A 16,615-nucleotide genomic window follows, 5' to 3' on the forward strand; every position below is an offset into this window, starting at 1 on the left:
GGTAAGTCCAGGGTGACTAGCGCAACGGTAGCGCATCGGACTCTTAATCCGCTGGTTCTGGGTTCGAATCCCAGGTCACCCATATCCCAGGTCACCATATTACATGGCCATGTAAATGGCCCTAGTTGAAAGACCTAAGCTGAAAGACCTAGTGACGAGGCCTAGCTGCGGCGGTTGGGGGTTTGTCGATCCCTTCCCCAAGCAATCCCCTTCGCGATCGCCAGCTTAGCGGGTCGCGACCCCGTCGGCGCGGGCGGCCCGCTGAACCGCAGCAGAGACAGCGGTCGCCACACGCTCGTCAAACACCGACGGCACGATGTACTCGCGGTTGAGGTCGGCGGCGGTAATGAGCGAGGCGATCGCCCCTGCGGCCTCTAGGAACATGGTTGTGGTCATGGTCTTTGCACCACAGTCCAACGCGCCGCGAAAGATGCCAGGAAACGCCAGCACATTGTTGATCTGGTTGGGATAGTCGCTGCGGCCCGTCGCCATCACCGCCACATCATCGGTCACGAGTTCGGGCTGAATTTCAGGAATTGGATTGGCCATGGCAAACACAATTGGATCTGTCGCCATCGACTTCACCATGTCCACCGTCACCACCCCCGGCGCACTCACGCCCATGAATACATCCGCGCCCACCATTGCATCTGCCAGGGAGCCGCTCTGGTCTATGGCAAATTCTTTCTTTTGGTCGGTCAGGTCGCTGCGGCCGTGGCTGAGGATGCCCCGCGAGTCGCAAATCACGATCTGGGTGGCTCCTGCTTTTTGCAACAGTCGGGCGATCGCCAGCCCCGCTGCCCCTGCGCCATTGATCACAATCCGCACAGACTCCATCGACTTATTCACCAGCTTCAGCGCGTTGTAGAGCGCCGCCAGCGAGACAATAGCCGTGCCGTGCTGGTCGTCGTGAAAAATGGGAATGTCCAGTTCCCGCTGGAGCCGCGCCTCGATTTCAAAGCAGCGGGGGGCGCTGATGTCTTCCAGGTTTACACCGCCAAACACAGGGGCGATATTTTTTACCGTTTGCACAATCTCGTCGGTGTCTTGGGTGGACAGGCAAATCGGGAAAGCATCAATGCCGCCAAATTCCTTAAACAGCATGGCTTTGCCCTCCATCACGGGCAGCGCTCCGGCGGGGCCAAGATTGCCCAAGCCCAGCACGGCGCTTCCGTCGGTGACGATTGCCACAGTGTTGCTTTTGATCGTTAGGGAATAGACCTTGGATGGATCTTCGGCGATCGCCGTGCAGATGCGCCCCACCCCCGGCGTGTAGGCCATCGCTAGGTCGCTCTGGTTTTTTAGAGAAATCTTGCTCTGGACGCTGATCTTGCCGCCCCGATGCAGGTTAAACGTGCGATCCGACACGTTCAGCACCTTGATATGCTCCAGCCCCTTCAGCGCGGTGACGATTGCCTCGGCATGTTCCACGCTCGACGCTTCAATCGTGATGTCGCGGATGATGGTTTTCAGCGTCCGCTCGATCACCTCGATCTGGTCAATATTGCCGCCCGCCTCGCCAATGGCCATGGTGACGTAGGCCAGCATTCCCGCCTGGTTGGGCAACTGCACGCGCACCATGAGGCTGAAGCTGGGATTAGGAGTGAGGCTGACCATAGGATTCTCGATTTTGGATTTTGGGTTTTGGATTTTGGGGACGCTGAATGTTTTCCCCGTCCGCAGTGCAGTGATGATCTTACCGCTACGGATCGTCCCTAGCGTAAGGGAGTCGCCAGACTGCAATTGTGCCAGAGTGAACAATCGATCAGGTTTCAGGTTCGGTCGGGCCAGACGGCCAACCGTTGGTGCTAATGGTGCTAAAGACCGGAACCCGAACCGAATTTCTAACTTCTAACCTCTAATTCCTGCTTCGGGGGCAACTAGGGCGATCGCCCGTTGCAGCGCAGACAGGCGCGTAGGAAACACATGATTTTCGTCCATGGCGTTCAGCAGGTTGAGCCGCTGGAGGCGATCGCGCACGCTGCCCTCCACGCCCACCAAAAACACCTCCCGCTGATGTCGATGTGCTTCTTGCACCATACCCTCGATCGCCAGCGCCGCCGTCACCCCCAATCGCGGCACTTCCGTCAGATCCAGAATCAGCACGTCGTACTCTTGCACCAGCGTCATCTGCTGCGAAATTGCCTTTGCCGCACCAAAGCTCATGGGCCCGCTGAGTTGAAACAGCATGATCCGACCCTGACCAGCTTCCAACAAGGCCTGTTCTTCTGGAGCCAGCGCTTCGTCTGTCGGATGAATAATCGCACGGACGCGCTTGCTCTGCAAGTCGCTCAGGCTTTTTACGGTCAGCAAATTGGCGAAAAACACGCCCACCGCCACCGCCGTAATCAGGTCTACAAACACCGTCAGAAACAGCACGCTATACATCAGCCCCGTTGCCTTCAGCGACAGCCGATGCGCCCGCCGCAAAAAGCTCCAGTCGATGATGTCAATCCCGACTTTGATCAAGATCCCCGCCAGCACTGCATTGGGAATCGGCTCCGTCAGCCTGCCCAGCCCCAGCATCACCAGCAGCAGCAAAACACCGTGAATCATGCCCGATAGCCGCGTTTTGCCGCCCGCCTGCACATTCACAACCGTCCGCATCGTTGCCCCGGCCCCCGGCAATCCCCAAAAAATGCCCGACAGCAAATTGCCGATGCCCTGGCCGATCAATTCCTGGTTGGAATCGTGCTGTGTCCGGGTGATGTTGTCGGCAACGAGAGAAGTCAGCAGCGAGTCGATCGATCCTAGCGTCGCCAGCATCAGCCCGTAGCCCGTCATCACGCGCAGCGCCTCCCACTCAAACGCCGGCCAGTGCGGCTGCGGCAGTGTCGTGGGAATGGCTCCAATCCGCGTCAGGTTTGCACCCTCGCCAAAAGCCAGTGAAATGAGCGTGCCAACCACCAGCGCCAGAAGGGGGGAAGGAATGACACGATTCAGCCGACGCGGCCAGTTAAACACGATCGCCAGCGTCATCAGCCCCAGCCCCAGCGCGAACCCGTTGGGATGCGTCAGATACGTCGGCAGGTTCCGCAGAGAATCCACAACTCCACTCGACCCTTTGTAGCCAAACAACGGCCCAATCTGGAGGAAGATAATAATGACCCCGATACCCGACATAAAGCCAGAAATGACCGTGTAGGGCATGAGCGTGATGTACGTTCCCAGACGCAGCACCCCAAAGAGAATCTGGAACAGCCCCCCCAGCGCAATGACGGTAAACGAAAGCGCTAGGCCGGTTTCGGGATACCGGCCAATCAGTACCGTGAAAATCGTTGCCATCACCACCGTCATTGGCCCAGTTGGGCCAGACACCTGAGCGGGCGTGCCGCCAAACAACGCCGCGAAAATGCCGACGAAGATTGCGCCGTAGAGTCCCGTAACCGCTCCCGCCCCGGACGATACGCCAAACGCCAGCGCCAGCGGCAACGCCACGATCGCTGCGGTGAGTCCGCCCCAAAAGTCATCTCGAAAATTACGAAAATTGAGATCCGGGGGTTTCAGAACATGAGTAAACTGTCTGAGCCAGGAGTTGATGGCAGTCACAATGGCAAGCCTCCAGGATATGGCCTAGATGTTGCGATAGGCCCTAGCTTCGCAGGATACGGCTGGAAATCTGGTTCAGGCGTTTCTTTCAAGATGTCTTCACTTCATTTATCCATACTTCATTCATCTGTTAAGCATTTACCTACTGATTCAACCCAGGCGCTATGGCAAGCTCTCAAGACCCCTTTCAAAACTCCCAGGATCAAAGCTCCCAGGATCAAAGCTTCAAAGCTCAGATTGCCGATCAGATTGCCGGGGATCGCCGGGATCACCAGGATCGAATAATTGTGCCGCTGGATGCACCGACGCTAGAAGAGGCGATCGCCCTTGTAGACCAGATCTCCGCAGTCCGCTTTTGGAAAGTCGGGTTGGAACTCTTCGTCAGCACAGGCGCGACCATCCTGGCAGAACTGAAGGCGCGGCAGAAGCGAATTTTTCTTGACCTCAAATTTCACGACATTCCCAACACCATGGCCGGAGCCTGTCGCGCCGCCGGACGCTATGGCGTGGACCTGCTTACCGTTCACGCCACGGCAGGCAAAGAGGCCCTCGTCGCCGCCAACGCCGCCGCCCAAGACGGAGCCGCCGCTGCGGGCAGCCCGCCCCCCAGGGTCATCGCCGTGACGGTGCTGACCAGCATTTCGCCCCGCACCCTCGCCTTCGAGCTAAAGGTTCCCCTGGAACTGCCCGACTTTGCCCTCCAGATGGCGCTACTGGCGCAAGACAGCGGACTATCCGGCGTGGTCTGTTCACCCCAGGAAGCCGCCCACCTGCGCCAGGTCTGTGGCGATCGCTTCCTGCTGGTCTGCCCCGGCGTGCGCCCCACTTGGGCCAGCGCCAACGACCAGCGCCGCGTCATGACTCCTGCCGAAGCGCTTCGGGCGGGCGCAAGTTATCTGGTGATCGGTCGCCCAATCACCGCTGCCCCCAATCCAGCAGAAGCGTTTGCGCGGATTTGTGAGGAGGCAGCGGCCTGACAAAGCCGCCTGCTCCAGTTCTCCTGAATAGCGCTTAAGTAACGCTATCGACCAGCAATCCAAAATCCAAAACCCAAAATCTGCACTACGCTATCCCCACCACCTTCCAACCCCCTCCCCCTCACGCCTGCCGGGCACGGCAAATGCAAAACACCGATGTATAGCCGTGCAGAAATGTTGTGCTGCCGACGGGGCCAATTTCGCCATTGCAGAAAAAGCCGCTGACCGGCGCTTGGGTGATGTAGCGTCGGAACAGAGCGGAGTCGAAGTTCGGCTTGCCATACAGCCCTTCGCCGCGCCCCAAGCAGGAGAACATTAGCGCTCCGGCAGCAGACGTTTGCCCAGACTGGGCCTGGTAGCGGCGCAGCAGGGTTTCCAGGTCTGTCGCCGAGGCATCGGCATCGCGCAGGTGAAACTGGATGCGCTGGCCCGGACGGACGCGATCGCCAATGGCCACTGCTCCAGCGCGGGGATCGACCCCCAGCAAATTGCGAATCAGAAAATCGCCCTGCTCGAGCTGCTGCTTGAACTCACTCTGGGCAATGCCGACAAACAGCGAATGCTGGGCCAGCTCCCGGTCTTCTTCGCTGAGGTCTTGCAGTAGCTCTTGCAGCGCCTCTAGCGGCGTGCTGTCGGGGGTGGAACCAGGTTGGGCGGCTTCTGGCGCAATCTTAATCATAATATTGCGATCGCCCTCCACCACGCGAAACGGCTGGCCAATGGGCCGACAGCCCTGCGCCACAATGGTTTCCATCACCAGGTTGCCGCTCAGCGCCACGCCTACCACGCCGTCTCGGTAGAGCTTGCCGTTGCAAAACAGGTTGCCATGCCCCATCCCGCTGCCGTCCGTCAGACCCCCCACTTTGATTGCGCCCGGATAGGCATAGTCCAGCCCTTGCAGCAGGTCGTTAATGCTAGAAAACACAGGTTCCGCCATCAGGATAAAGTTGGGACGTTCGGCTGGATCAACGCCGACCAACTCAGCCCAGGCATCAGGCGGGCTATCCAGGTCGGGCAAGTCTTCCGCAGACAGGTGAAAGGCGTGGAGCTTGACCCCTGGGAGGCGGGCGAGGGTGAGGCTGAGGGCGGTTTCGCCTTCGATTTCCTGAATTTCCTGGATCGAGTCGGGGCCGGCCATTCCCACAATGCCGCCGCCGCCACAGCCCACCAGCACAGGCAGATCCAGCACCTCACTGAGTAGGGGCAACAGGCGGGGATATTCGCTGGCAAAGGTGGATGAGATGAAGACCAATCCCAGATCGGCAGGGGAACCCAACTGCGCTTGCGATCGCGCTACCACTTCTCGCACTGCCGCTTCTAGAGACGGGCGCGTGGATAATGCATTGACCCATCGCATCGTGTCAGCCACGGGCAGTTCCCCCTCGTATCAGTGACAACTAGCTACTCATAGAAAAATGGTAGTGCCGAATGGGACAGTCGGGATATCTCGACCCACGGGAAAGGGCGATCGCTTGCTAGCATGGAGACGAGACAAAAACCTGTTTGATTCCAGCTTTAGGTAGACAGACCCCTTGCCTTAAGACCTTAAGACATTCCCGCCATTCTCTTGACGGCTCCCGTCCTCAGGGTACTCTAAGAAAAAGGATACCGGCCTGCTACCGAGAGGTTCCTCGCACGATCTGTCTGGATGCCTTCTACCGAGATGCCTGTTCTGAGCGCTGCTGCTCAGATCCGTCTCAGATTAGATGCCTCTCAGATTAGATGTTTCCTATGCTCCTTAGTAGAGCTTGTTAGTAGAGCTTGAAGCTCGAACCTTAGAATCAAATTTGCAACTTTAGAGCCACTGAAATCTATGAGCGATATCCAAGCCAAAATTCAACAAGAGCGCCAAGAAGCTCGCGAAGTCTGTGAACTCAAGGGCGACGGATCTGCCGAGTGTGCTGCCGCATGGGATGCAGTTGAGGAACTTCAGGCAGAAGCCTCCCACCAGCGCGACAAGGAAGTAGAGAAGACTTCGCTGGAGCAATACTGCGACGACAACCCCGAAGCCGCAGAGTGCCGCGTCTACGACAACTAGTCGAATCAATCGAATAATAGAGGGTTTCCTTAGAGGGTGTTTGAAAGGGTATCGCCTGTAATGTTAAGCATTCAGAGATCCCCCCTTAGCACCCCCTTAAAAAGGGGGGAAACTGCCTTAGAGTCCCCCTTTTTCCTTAAGATCCCCCTTAAAAGGGGGGATTCGGGGGAATCTTACACGCTTTGCTACAAATCGTAGGACTTTTCAAATGTCCTCTTGGGCGGAGCCATTGAGTTGGCTCTATGTACCAAGAGGCAGGCTACTTTGGATTGAAGTCGCCTGGCTATGGCTTGTGATTCCGCAAGCTTTGGTGATGGGCAGAGAGATGGAGAGCGATCGCCCGCTCAATTCTCTCTGTCCATTGCTGTTTCTGCCCTCTGCCTTTTGCCCCATCTGGCATTAGCATGAAGAAAACTCGGTTTTACCACTCGGTTTTTTCAAACGCTGTGCTGTGATGGTTGCGCTGCTCATTTTGATGATTGGACTCACCCCCTCACTGGTGTCGCTCTGGATCATGCGACAAGCCGATGCCCAGGCTCAAGAGCGACTGCGCCATGCGCTAGAGGCGATCGCCCATCGAGGACTCCCCTCCCTCCAGCCCACGCCAGACCTGCGCTACATCGAAGGCATCGGGCTGCTGATTGGAGACTTTACCTGTCGCTACAACGCGCGATCGCGCTACCTCCGCTGCGCCATCAACCCGTCGGGCCCCTGCGAAGGCTGCCGACAATACGACCCGGTGATTCCCGATGAGTCGGTGATGCTCGATTCCTGAGCAACGCGCACAATTTCCTGAGGCGAATTGCTCTATAGTGCAGAAGTTGCAGAAGTTATAGTGCAGAAGTCAAACGTAAGGTTCAGGTAGGCAGCAGGCGGTCGGGCAACTTTGAGTAACGCAGAACAAAATCTGGAGCCGCAAATGACCGATTTGGCGGCAGATTCGGCAGTCGGCTCGACGGATCTGGAATGGCAGGCCGCGGCCGAGTCTTCGGCGGGCCAGACCGGACAAAGCCGCCCCGCACACTGGCAGGCGGCCGCAGCGCTAGGGATGGCCCTATTTGGTATTTCCATTGGCTCTATCTTTTTTGTGGCGGCGGGGCGCGAGATGAGTCCCAACGCGATCGCCCTCAATCGTCTGATCATCGCGGCGATCGTCTTTGCTGGGCTAAACGGGATTCAGGCAGTGCGCCAGCCCGATTTGATTCCGGAACTTCGTAAGACCAATCCACCAAAAGTTTCAGACGGGCTGCTGCTGCTGGCGGCGGGCGTTTGCTTTGCGCTGTCGCTGGTGCTGCTGGCCTGGTCGTTTACCCAGACCAGCGTTGCCAAAGCCTCGCTGTTTACCCACATGATGCCGCTGTTCACCACGCTGGGCGCATGGCTGGTGCTGGGGCGGCGGTTTAGCAGGCGATTTTTGATTGGCATGATGGTGGCGGTGGCCGGGGCGATCGCCATTGGCATCGACGACTTTGGCGGCGGCGACAACAGCCTGTGGGGGGATGCGGCGGCCCTGGGCGTGGCGCTGCTGTTTGTAGGTAGGAAACAGGAATCGAAAACTTCCAGAACAGATGCGGCGGCCCTGGGCGTGGCGCTGCTGTTTGCCACCGAAATTTTGATTATGGAACAGTTGCGATCGCGCTTTTCGGTACCCCTGCTGGCAATGGGCGAATGCGCGATTGGCAGTCTGCTGCTGCTGCCCACTGTGCTGCTCCAAGGCGAATCGCCCCTGCCCCCAAGCAGAACGAGCGCAGCGGCCGTCGTGGGGCTGGCGCTGGTGACGCAAATGGGTGGCCACGGGTTGATTACCTACAGCCTCAAGCGGTTTTCGGCGGGCGTGGTGTCGGTGGTGCTGCTGGCGGTGCCCATAATCTCCGCAGGGCTGGCGCTGGTGGCGTTTTCGCAGACCATTAGCCTAATGGATGCGATCGCCTTTGCGGTCGTGCTGACAGGTATTTACCTGTCCATTACCAAGTAAGATCGCGAAGTTTTTGCTTTAGTTCTTTCCAAAAGAAAAACATAAGTTACGATTTAGAAAATCGTCGAAAGCCATCGCTATACTTTCACCTGAAGCCTTACAAGTTAAACCAGCAAAGCGACGTGAACCTGGTTGCCTGACACAAGTCCCGAAAGCCCAGAAAATTCGTTGTCTTGGGATCGAAGCCCATAGCTCCTGAGTTGGAGCCGGAGGGCTTGGTCAGAGGAGCTTTTGGGCCAGCGTCCCCTACGAGAAATCAGGGGTTTCCAGAGATGTGTCAGGCAGTCGCGACGTGAACAGCATTTTACCGTCCAATCTATTCGATACACTGGTCTATGTCATTCCAGGATTTTTAATCGGCATTTCTCTGCTGTTTCTATTCTCACCAGAATCCTTAAGCCTGGATAATGACAAGATTGGCCTTGGAATGCTGACCCTTTTTTTGATTCTGTCCTACGTGTTGGGCATCATCGTTCATCGGCTCTCAGAAACGGTCATCTATCCGCTGTACTACCTGTTTGGAGAGGGAGTGCTAGAGGAGATTATTAGAGACTTTCCAGATATAGAGACGGTTCGAGCGCTGATCGACAACAGCCTGGAAATTACTCCCCTGGGCGATGTTGACTACTATCGATATGCATCGCTCATTGTCTATGAAAAGCTGCCTAAAACTGCCGAAATCGCTGAAAAGATGATGGCTATGAGTACGATGTCTCGGAGTCTTCTCATCTGCTTTCCCATTTTTGCCCTATCTGCAACAAAGGCGTTTACCCGAAAGTTTTCCAAGAGGATGGAACTCTCAATTTTCTTATTGTTGGGTGTTGTTTTGCTATTTATCGAGGTTGTCTTGCTGAGGAGCTTTTTGTCCTATTGGTCTTCTTCTGTATGGGAAGTTTTGAGGGGATATATCGTCTATAGTAAGCTGGAGAGTTAGGATAAAGCTGTCCTGAAGATTGATTCAAGTCCCAATCTGAAATCAAGCCCCGATTCATCATCAGGTTGACTCACCATGCCCCGCCAGACACCACTCCTCTCTAGCCCGACGCAATGGGTGCAGGTTCCCAACGGCGATTTGCAGATTGATGCTTATCTGGCGATGCCTGCGGGCGACGGGCCGTTTCCGGCGGTGGTGGTGATTCAGGAGATTTTTGGGGTGAATGAGCATATCCGCGACGTGACAGAGCGCGTTGCAGGGCTGGGCTATGTGGCGATCGCCCCTGCCATTTATCAGCGACTTGCGCCGGGGTTCGAGGCGGGCTACACGCCAGAAGACGTGAAGCAGGGACGGGTTTACAAAGAGCAGACGAAGCGAGAAGACCTGTTGAGTGATATCCAGGCGGCGATCGCCTTTTTGCACGCGCTGCCCCAGGTCAAACCCGGCGGTGTTGGCTGCATCGGCTTTTGCTTTGGCGGGCATGTGGCGTATCTGGCGGCGACGCTGCCAGAAGTCGTGGCTACTGCATCTTTCTACGGGGCGGGCATCACCACCTGGTGTCCTGGCAATGGCATTCCCACCGTCAGCTACACGCCAGATATCAACGGCACGATCTATCTATTCTTTGGCAAAGAGGATGCCAGCATTCCCCAAGAGCAGGTAGATCAAATCGAATCGACCCTCCAGGAAAACTACATCGCGCATCGCGTCTTTCGCTATGACGGTGCGGGGCACGGCTTCTTCTGCGATCGCCGGCCCGACTATCGGCCCGAAGCGGCTGCTGATGCCTGGGAAAAAGTCCAGCAGCTTTTTCAACAGCTTCAGACCGACAGCAACACCGATAGCGCTTTGTAGGCTGCGATTCCGAACCGCTACTCTGGATCGAGTCATCGGAAACGCCAGCGCTTCTGCTGCTAAAGGCTGAAGTTGGCGGCTGCTTCTCCGGGCATGACCAGCGGCAGCGTTTCAAGAAACTCCACCAAATCGTTCATTTGGCTGTAGGGACGACCGATAAAGTATCGACTTTCGACCCAATACAGAAGGCGATTGTCCATCATGCCGATGCGGAGGGTGCAGCCCCGTTCTTCCGCGAAGCGAAACACGTCTGCAATATTCACGGTACTACCAATCATGTGAGTCTTGACTCCATCTAGGTTTGGACGAAGTTTGGATGAACCTACAGCTGAGGGGATATGCGGATGACTCAGCGTTCCATGTCAGTGAGATTTGGCAACTGTTGCACGGTCTTAGAACAAAAAAGGTTCTTTGGATTTTGCATGTCCGTGGTTTTGCGGCGGGCGTTCCGAGAACCTGAGCAGAGACATTCCTGAATGATCCTATTTTTTATATTTTTTTAATCTTTGGGACTCCGTAGTTTCAACGATTTTTTCTTTGCAGACAAGCTTTTCTCCGTGGAATACGCAGGTATCAGTATTTGGAGTAAAAGATTTTAATCAGTAGCTACGCAATTACGACGAATTTCTGGGATTTTGGGTTATTTTCTATCAACTTTCATCGGCTGAGTTTACTAGAAATCATTGAACTTTGCCGAGCCTGAATGGCGTGAGGGATTGATAAAGTGGCGACCTGAAGCCGCGATTTGAGACTAGTATTTAGGTATTACTCAGTTCAATCCATGCAGGTTCGCTATGACGCTCAAGCCTTCCCAGATTTTGCAACTGCTGGATGCTCGACGGGAGCAGTTCACCGCGTTTGATCGGTCAGCAGTGCAGCGGTTGCAGAGCTACTGGGCGGCGCTGCGCCAGTTTTCTCAGCTTTCCGACGAGGGGCGATCGCACTTGCTGGCCCAATATCCGGGCGATGACTTGGGCGCACGACCGATCGAGAGCCTGGCCCATGCGCCGCAGTGCGTGTTGCCCTGCCAACTCCAGTGGGACAACCGAGAACAGAGCTTGGCCTGGGCCCGCGATCGCCTGCTGAATGTCACCACCTTTGCCGTTGATGGGTCGCAGATTTACCCCGGCAAAGACCTGTCGATTCCTGTGGCGCTGGTGCAAATTGGCTGGTATGAAAATCATCACCGTCCCAGCGGAGCCTACGAAAAGGACGTGGCGGTAGACCTAATGACCCCGCAGGATTTGCGCGAGGGCGGCAAGGGCGACCCAGTGGATCGGCGGGTGAATATGCGTCGATTTCAGCTTGAAACGCGGCGGCTGACGGAGTATATCCAGGGCCGAAAAGAGCAATTACAGAACCTCTCCGAGAAAACGCTGGTGTTTCTGGACGGGTCGATGGTGGCCAGCTTTGCAGAACCGTTTGACGAGGCAAACCAGCAGTTTTATGTAGATTGTCTGCTGCCGCTGCTGCACGCCAGCGAAGCTCAGCGAGTGCCCTTGGTGGCCTATATCGACACGTCCTATGCCGATGACCTAGTGCGGATGCTGCGGCTGTTGTATGACCTGGAGCCAGCCGACGCGATTCACGACGCGCAGATTTTGAACGCGCTGATGCGCTGGGGCGATCGCACGCCGCTGTTTCTCTGCGAGCGGCCGGGCATTTTAAGTCGCTATGGCCACCATCGCCGCCGGATTGCCTTTACGTATTTAAAGACCACCCGCGACACCTACCCGGCTCGGCTGGAACTCCCGCTGTGGGTGGTGGAGGCGGGCTTGGCGGACACTGTGATTGACTGGGTGCGGGCGGAGGTGATTGCGGGCGGCGGCTATCCCTACGCCATCGAAACGGCGGATCAGACTGCGGTGCTGCAAGTGGGCGATCGCCAGTTGTTCTTTCGCCTTTTGCAAGAATGGGCCGACAAGCAGGGGCTAGACCTGCGCTTTTCTCGCAAGATGGTGAGCAAAGCCCGGCGGCGCTAGCCCCACCAGATCGCGGTCCATTTAGAACAGGAGTTACGCACTTGCGACAAGTTTTCCAAGTTCTGAACGATTTCTCGCGGACGCAGCCTGCGAGAAATCGTTCAACTGCGTAAGTCCCATAGAACATTCAGGATCAATAAAATTTTCTAGAGATTATCCCTAAACGGCCCGCAATAGGGGTATCTATGAGGTCGGGACTCTCCAGCGTACACACTGGCGGAGAGCCACCGTGAGGAGAGCCATTCATGCAAAAGATTGGGCAGACCATTGCCGCTGCTGGCGTTTGGGTGCTGCTGGGGTTCCAGTGGGGGGGGATGTCAGGCGGGGCGATCGCTCTGGCCCAGGCGGTTCCGCCCCAGTTTGCGCCGACCCAGCCAGAGCGCAATCGCCTGCCCGCGCCGACCCTACCAGCCGTTCCCCTGTCGCCCGAAGCGCAAGCCCCTATCCTGTCGCCTCCCGATGGGTTTCCCCAACCGCTGCCGACGGATGAAGCAGTGCAAATCCCCATTCGGCAAATTGAGGTGCTGGGCAGTATGGTGTTTACCGAAGCAGACTTTGCGCCAATTGTGCAGCCCTACGAAGGGCGATCGCTCACCCTGGCCGATCTGCGCGAGGTTGCCGATCAGTTGACCCAGCTTTATCTCGACCAGGGCTACCTGACCTCGCGGGCCATTCTGGGCGACCAGCTTGTGGCCGATGGCGTGGTGCAATACCGCATTGTGGAGGGCAGCCTGGAGCGCATTGAGGTCGAAGGAACCAATCGTCTCCATCCGGACTATGTGCGGAGCCGCATCTTGCTGGGGGCAACCACGCCGCTGAATCAGGCGCGACTGGAAGACCAACTGCGGCTTCTACGGCTGAATCCGCTGTTTGAAACCGTTGAGGCCAGCCTGCGGGCGGGCAGCGGGCTAGGTCAGAGTATTCTGGTGGTGCGCGTGACGGAGGCGCGCCCCGTCACTGGCTTTGTCAGCGTAGACAACTATTCGCCCCCTGGCGTTGGCTCCGAGCGGCTGGGTATGGAGCTGGTGGCCCGCAACCTGACGGGCTGGGGCGACGAGCTTTCGGGAACCTACTACCGCAGCACCACGGGTGGATCGAGCAGCTTCGACTTTGCCTATCGCCTATCGCTCAACCCGATGGACGGCACGGTGCAACTGCGCTACGCCCCCAGCGAATATCGCATCACTGACCCAGAATTTGTAAACCTCGACCTCAGCGGCAGCGCCGATGAATATGAACTCAGCTTTCGCCAGCCCTTGTTCAAAACGCCCCGCGAAGAATTTGCTCTGTCGCTGAGTCTGCTGCACCGGGATGGCAGCTCGTTTTTTAGCGACAATCGCTTTTTTGACAATTTTTTGCTCAAGAGTGAATCCACCAGCCTGATTGCCTTTGGGCAGGATTTTGTGCGGCGGGATGCGTCGGGGGCCTGGGCGCTGCAATCGACGCTGAATGTGGGCGTGGGGCTGCTGGATGCGGATGTGGGGGGCGATCGCGACAGTTTGTTTGTCTATTGGCTGGGACGGGCGCAGCGGGTGCAGATTTTGCAGCCGGGGAACGTGCTGATTGTGCAGGCGGATGTACAGCTTTCGGGCGATCGCCTCCCGGCCTCGCAACAGTTGGCGATCGGCGGCGGACAATCCCTGCGGGGCTATCGGCAAAATGCGCTGCTGGGCGACAGCGGCTTTCGCGTCTCGGTGGAAGATCGCATCACGCTGGGGCGCAACGAAGCGGGCGAATCGGTGTTTCAGGTCGCGCCGTTTGTGGATGCGGGAACCGTTTGGGTGAATGGCGACGGCGACGACAGCCCGTTTCTCGTCGGGGCAGGCGTGGGGCTGCTGTGGGAAGCACTGCCCCGGCTCAACCTGCGGCTGGACTTCGCCATTCCCATCACCGAGTTTGACGGCGCAGGCGAAAACGCCCAGGATCGCGGGTTCTACTTTTCCGTAGACTATCGGTTCTAATGACCCAAAGGTGTTCTCACTCTGACTTTACCGCCATCCACACTCAACTCCTCAATCGGTTGTTCAACCTCTGGTAAATCAAATGTCTGACGATGTACGATGCGTTGTTGAGTTTTGGCAGGAACCCGAATTCCAGTCAGGTAAGCCAGATCCCGTTCTGCCTGCTCGTAAGAAACCGTCGCACTCAGAGGTAAACAACAGTTCTCTAAATGTGGGCTGATTTGGCGATGCGGCAACACCTTCAACTTTTCGGCTTGTTTGCTGGTAATCTCTAACTCTCCCAATGTGCTTTTCAACCTTCGGGGTCGTCCTGCGGTTGTTGCTGTAAGCGATCCAATAAAAATTTTTCCAACTCTGGACTCACATGCGCTTGAATCTTCTGCCGGACGGTCATTTCAATCCCTTCTGGTGACATGCTCCCAAAGCATCTCGCACCTGATCCAGCAATTTTTCAGGAGGTGACTGCATAGAGATAAGTAGATGTACCTTGCGCCCGATAGTACACTTGCTCGACTCCCTGAGGGATCTGAAATTATGCGGAATAATTCCTGCTATTTCGTCTGAGCAGCGTTTTATACAGAAAAAATCTGCATAAGTAGCGTATTTAGGGTGTTATGCCGAATTGTTCTGCCTATCTACCCTCTGCGGGATCTTAGACGGAAAAATTCAGTCTATTAATAGTTAGAGCTAATTTATGAAGCAAATCTTAAGAAGCCTGAAACTCTTGGCATGTGTGGCTTTGAGGTCATGTTTGCCCAGGAAAAGCGGTTTCTCGGAAATCCTTGATTAACAAGGCTTTCAGGCTCCTTTACAAATTAGCTCTTAGCCCTCAGTGCCCTGGTTCTGTCAGCTTATCGGTAGGTAGGCGATTCGCCCCCCAAATTGCGAAGGCTCGGTTCTTCGAGGTCTGGTCAAGCCGAACACTCCCAACCGCTTTTGGGTCAGCCGCAAAGGTTGAGTAGCGACAGACTTGGGCCAGTGTGCAATGCCCTAAAAGGTATCCGGGGGGCGATCGCCGAAAGGTGTCGGTGCTGGGAAATGAAGGGCGATCGCCCGGTTTCTCAGCCTGCGTTCGGCAAAACAGCAGCCTCTAAATTCTCTAAAAGTCAACCCCGCGCTTCAAGTCGATGCCCTTTTCGGCGTAGTGCTTGTGGCAAAAGACCTCGGAGTGGATGCTGGCTAAGTCGAAATAGGCCGGAGGATTTTTGCAGCGGCCGGTAATGATCACTTCCGTATCGCGGGGTTTTCGCAGGAGCGCCTGGATAATCGGCTGCTGGGGCAATAGCTCTAGATCTACTGTGGGGTTTAGCTCGTCGAGAATGATGGTTTTGTAAAGCCCAGAGGCGATCGCCGCCCGCGCAATTTCCCAGCCCCGTTCGGCTTCCACGTAGTCTAGCTCCTGCTGCTGTCCGCGCCAGACGATGGCATCGCGGCCGCAGCGCTGATGATCTACTAGGTTGGGATAGCTCTGGTGCAGCGCGGCGATCGCCGCATCTTCGGTATAGCCTGCGCCGCCTTTGAGCCACTGCATGATCAGCACGCGATGCGACTTGTCTTGGCTGATCCCGCGCCCGATTGCTTGGAGCGCCTTGCCCAGGGCGCTAGTGGACTTGCCCTTGCCTGCCCCCGTGTAAATCTCGATGCCCTCGATGCCGTGGGTGGCGGCGTTGGGATGAAAGTGGGGCTTCATTTCTGAGTGCAGGTCGGCAATATCCAGGAGGGGCGGGGGTGCGCCGCGCCCGGTGGCGATGATTTCCAGATCTTCGGGCTTATTTTTCAGCGTGCGAACCACGTCATCAATCGACAGCAGCCCCAGATCCAGCACAGGGTTAAGCTCGTCTAGCACGACGACAGAATATAGCCCAGAGGCGATCGCCCCCTTGGCCACATCCCAGCCGCGCTGTGCCTCCTGCTTGTCGAATCGGGTGATATTGTCGGGGCCAAAGAACTCTGCCCGCCCCGTCCGCACCTGATCAATCAGATGGGGAAAGCCCCGCTGGAGCGCTTCGATAGCGGCATCTTCATCGTAGGTGCGCCCCGGCCCTTTGAGGAACCGCAGCAGCAGCACCCGGGTTTGCGCCGACGTGCGAATGCCCAGCCCAATCGAGCGCAACACCACGCCCAGCGCGGCCTGCGACTTGCCTTTGCCCGCGCCGTCGTAGACGTGAATTTGCCCCAGGATGCGCTCGCTGCGCTGCTGCGCCGTCCGAATGCCAACACCCGCTCTTGTCATGGCTCTAAGATAGTTTTGAACGCAGAATCACCGAACGCGAAATCACCGGAAGCAATCATCCTACCAAACGCTACACTCGGTCTTGAGAATTACAGGCTTTTTCCTCAGAAT

At 56.7% G+C, this 16,615-nt stretch carries 15 protein-coding genes and 1 tRNA gene; 10 read left to right on the forward strand and 6 right to left on the reverse strand.

Annotation, left to right across the window (positions count from 1 at the left end):
• The first annotated feature begins 10 nt into the window (after positions 1–10).
• Positions 11–82, forward strand: a tRNA-Lys gene (locus tag JTM80_RS17775).
• A gap of 143 nt (positions 83–225) precedes the next feature.
• On the opposite strand, the gene JTM80_RS17780 is transcribed toward JTM80_RS17775, so the two are convergent.
• Both JTM80_RS17780 and JTM80_RS17785 read right to left on the reverse strand, forming a co-directional pair.
• Positions 226–1,617 carry a malic enzyme-like NAD(P)-binding protein gene (locus JTM80_RS17780; protein ID WP_205369970.1) on the reverse strand — a complete coding sequence of 464 codons (1,392 nt, stop codon included), beginning with the start codon at positions 1,615–1,617 and terminating at the stop codon, positions 226–228.
• 234 nt (positions 1,618–1,851) lie between these two features.
• Positions 1,852–3,549, reverse strand: a complete 1,698-nt coding sequence (locus JTM80_RS17785; RefSeq protein ID WP_228721738.1) for a SulP family inorganic anion transporter — start codon at positions 3,547–3,549, stop codon at positions 1,852–1,854.
• Positions 3,550–3,713: 164 nt separating this feature from the next.
• On the opposite strand from JTM80_RS17785, the gene pyrF reads away from it, so the two are divergent.
• On the forward strand, positions 3,714–4,526 hold the full coding sequence (gene pyrF, locus JTM80_RS17790) for an orotidine-5'-phosphate decarboxylase (RefSeq protein ID WP_172355123.1): 813 nt from the start codon (positions 3,714–3,716) through the stop codon (positions 4,524–4,526).
• Between the two features lie 121 nt (positions 4,527–4,647).
• Here the strand turns inward: pyrF and JTM80_RS17795 are convergent, their stop codons facing one another.
• Positions 4,648–5,883 carry an FIST C-terminal domain-containing protein gene (locus JTM80_RS17795; protein ID WP_172358872.1) on the reverse strand — a complete coding sequence of 412 codons (1,236 nt, stop codon included), beginning with the start codon at positions 5,881–5,883 and terminating at the stop codon, positions 4,648–4,650.
• A gap of 456 nt (positions 5,884–6,339) precedes the next feature.
• Here JTM80_RS17795 and JTM80_RS17800 point away from each other — a divergent pair, with 456 nt between their 5' ends.
• The 6 genes from JTM80_RS17800 to JTM80_RS17825 all read left to right on the forward strand — a co-directional run bounded on the left by JTM80_RS17800 (position 6,340) and on the right by JTM80_RS17825 (position 10,328).
• Positions 6,340–6,564 (forward strand): Calvin cycle protein CP12, encoded by a 225-nt coding sequence (locus tag JTM80_RS17800; protein ID WP_205369972.1) that lies wholly within the window; start codon positions 6,340–6,342, stop codon positions 6,562–6,564.
• Between the two features lie 208 nt (positions 6,565–6,772).
• On the forward strand, positions 6,773–6,967 hold the full coding sequence (locus tag JTM80_RS17805) for a hypothetical protein (protein ID WP_172355127.1): 195 nt from the start codon (positions 6,773–6,775) through the stop codon (positions 6,965–6,967).
• A 51-nt stretch (positions 6,968–7,018) separates the two neighbouring features.
• Positions 7,019–7,339, forward strand: a complete 321-nt coding sequence (locus tag JTM80_RS17810) for a DUF6464 family protein (RefSeq protein WP_216655393.1) — start codon at positions 7,019–7,021, stop codon at positions 7,337–7,339.
• 111 nt (positions 7,340–7,450) lie between these two features.
• On the forward strand, positions 7,451–8,539 hold the full coding sequence (locus JTM80_RS17815; RefSeq protein ID WP_205369975.1) for a DMT family transporter: 1,089 nt from the start codon (positions 7,451–7,453) through the stop codon (positions 8,537–8,539).
• Between the two features lie 292 nt (positions 8,540–8,831).
• A complete protein-coding gene (locus tag JTM80_RS23200; protein WP_255548806.1) occupies positions 8,832–9,473 on the forward strand; it encodes a hypothetical protein in 642 nt (213 codons plus the stop codon).
• Between the two features lie 75 nt (positions 9,474–9,548).
• The gene (locus JTM80_RS17825; RefSeq protein ID WP_205369977.1) at positions 9,549–10,328 is read left to right on the forward strand and encodes a dienelactone hydrolase family protein; all 780 of its coding nucleotides are present in this window, start codon (positions 9,549–9,551) and stop codon (positions 10,326–10,328) included.
• A gap of 59 nt (positions 10,329–10,387) precedes the next feature.
• Here the strand turns inward: JTM80_RS17825 and JTM80_RS17830 are convergent, their stop codons facing one another.
• Positions 10,388–10,606 (reverse strand): hypothetical protein, encoded by a 219-nt coding sequence (locus JTM80_RS17830; protein WP_205369979.1) that lies wholly within the window; start codon positions 10,604–10,606, stop codon positions 10,388–10,390.
• Between the two features lie 516 nt (positions 10,607–11,122).
• Here JTM80_RS17830 and JTM80_RS17835 point away from each other — a divergent pair.
• Together JTM80_RS17835 and JTM80_RS17840 are read left to right on the forward strand one after the other, a co-directional pair.
• A complete protein-coding gene (locus JTM80_RS17835; RefSeq protein WP_172355135.1) occupies positions 11,123–12,310 on the forward strand; it encodes a DNA double-strand break repair nuclease NurA in 1,188 nt (395 codons plus the stop codon).
• A gap of 245 nt (positions 12,311–12,555) precedes the next feature.
• Positions 12,556–14,271 carry a ShlB/FhaC/HecB family hemolysin secretion/activation protein gene (locus JTM80_RS17840; protein WP_205369981.1) on the forward strand — a complete coding sequence of 572 codons (1,716 nt, stop codon included), beginning with the start codon at positions 12,556–12,558 and terminating at the stop codon, positions 14,269–14,271.
• Here JTM80_RS17840 and JTM80_RS17845 read toward each other — a convergent pair.
• Entirely contained in the window at positions 14,268–14,567 is a 300-nt protein-coding gene (locus JTM80_RS17845; RefSeq protein WP_172355139.1) for a hypothetical protein, read from the reverse strand. The two genes, JTM80_RS17840 and JTM80_RS17845, sit on opposite strands and share 4 nt — an antisense overlap.
• Before the next feature lie 803 nt (positions 14,568–15,370).
• Positions 15,371–16,504 carry a cob(I)yrinic acid a,c-diamide adenosyltransferase gene (locus JTM80_RS17850; RefSeq protein WP_172355141.1) on the reverse strand — a complete coding sequence of 378 codons (1,134 nt, stop codon included), beginning with the start codon at positions 16,502–16,504 and terminating at the stop codon, positions 15,371–15,373.
• Between the last annotated feature and the right edge of the window lie 111 nt (positions 16,505–16,615).

Origin of the sequence: Thermoleptolyngbya sp. PKUAC-SCTB121, assembly GCF_016919485.1 — a bacterium.
GTDB lineage: Bacteria > Cyanobacteriota > Cyanobacteriia > Elainellales > Elainellaceae > Thermoleptolyngbya > Thermoleptolyngbya sichuanensis.

Bases quoted from the DNA above. Each gene is read 5' to 3' on its own strand.
- JTM80_RS17830 (WP_205369979.1), bottom strand. From the start codon at position 10,606: ATGATTGGTAGTACCGTGAATATTGCAGACGTGTTTCGCTTCGCGGAA.
- JTM80_RS17840 (WP_205369981.1), top strand. From the start codon at position 12,556: ATGCAAAAGATTGGGCAGACCATTGCCGCTGCTGGCGTTTGGGTGCTG.
- JTM80_RS17805 (WP_172355127.1), top strand. From the start codon at position 6,773: ATGTCCTCTTGGGCGGAGCCATTGAGTTGGCTCTATGTACCAAGAGGC.
- JTM80_RS17850 (WP_172355141.1), bottom strand. From the start codon at position 16,504: ATGACAAGAGCGGGTGTTGGCATTCGGACGGCGCAGCAGCGCAGCGAG.
- JTM80_RS17780 (WP_205369970.1), bottom strand. From the start codon at position 1,617: ATGGTCAGCCTCACTCCTAATCCCAGCTTCAGCCTCATGGTGCGCGTG.
- JTM80_RS17835 (WP_172355135.1), top strand. From the start codon at position 11,123: ATGACGCTCAAGCCTTCCCAGATTTTGCAACTGCTGGATGCTCGACGG.
- JTM80_RS17795 (WP_172358872.1), bottom strand. From the start codon at position 5,883: ATGCGATGGGTCAATGCATTATCCACGCGCCCGTCTCTAGAAGCGGCA.
- JTM80_RS17810 (WP_216655393.1), top strand. From the start codon at position 7,019: ATGGTTGCGCTGCTCATTTTGATGATTGGACTCACCCCCTCACTGGTG.
- JTM80_RS17800 (WP_205369972.1), top strand. From the start codon at position 6,340: ATGAGCGATATCCAAGCCAAAATTCAACAAGAGCGCCAAGAAGCTCGC.
- JTM80_RS17825 (WP_205369977.1), top strand. From the start codon at position 9,549: ATGCCCCGCCAGACACCACTCCTCTCTAGCCCGACGCAATGGGTGCAG.
- pyrF (WP_172355123.1), top strand. From the start codon at position 3,714: ATGGCAAGCTCTCAAGACCCCTTTCAAAACTCCCAGGATCAAAGCTCC.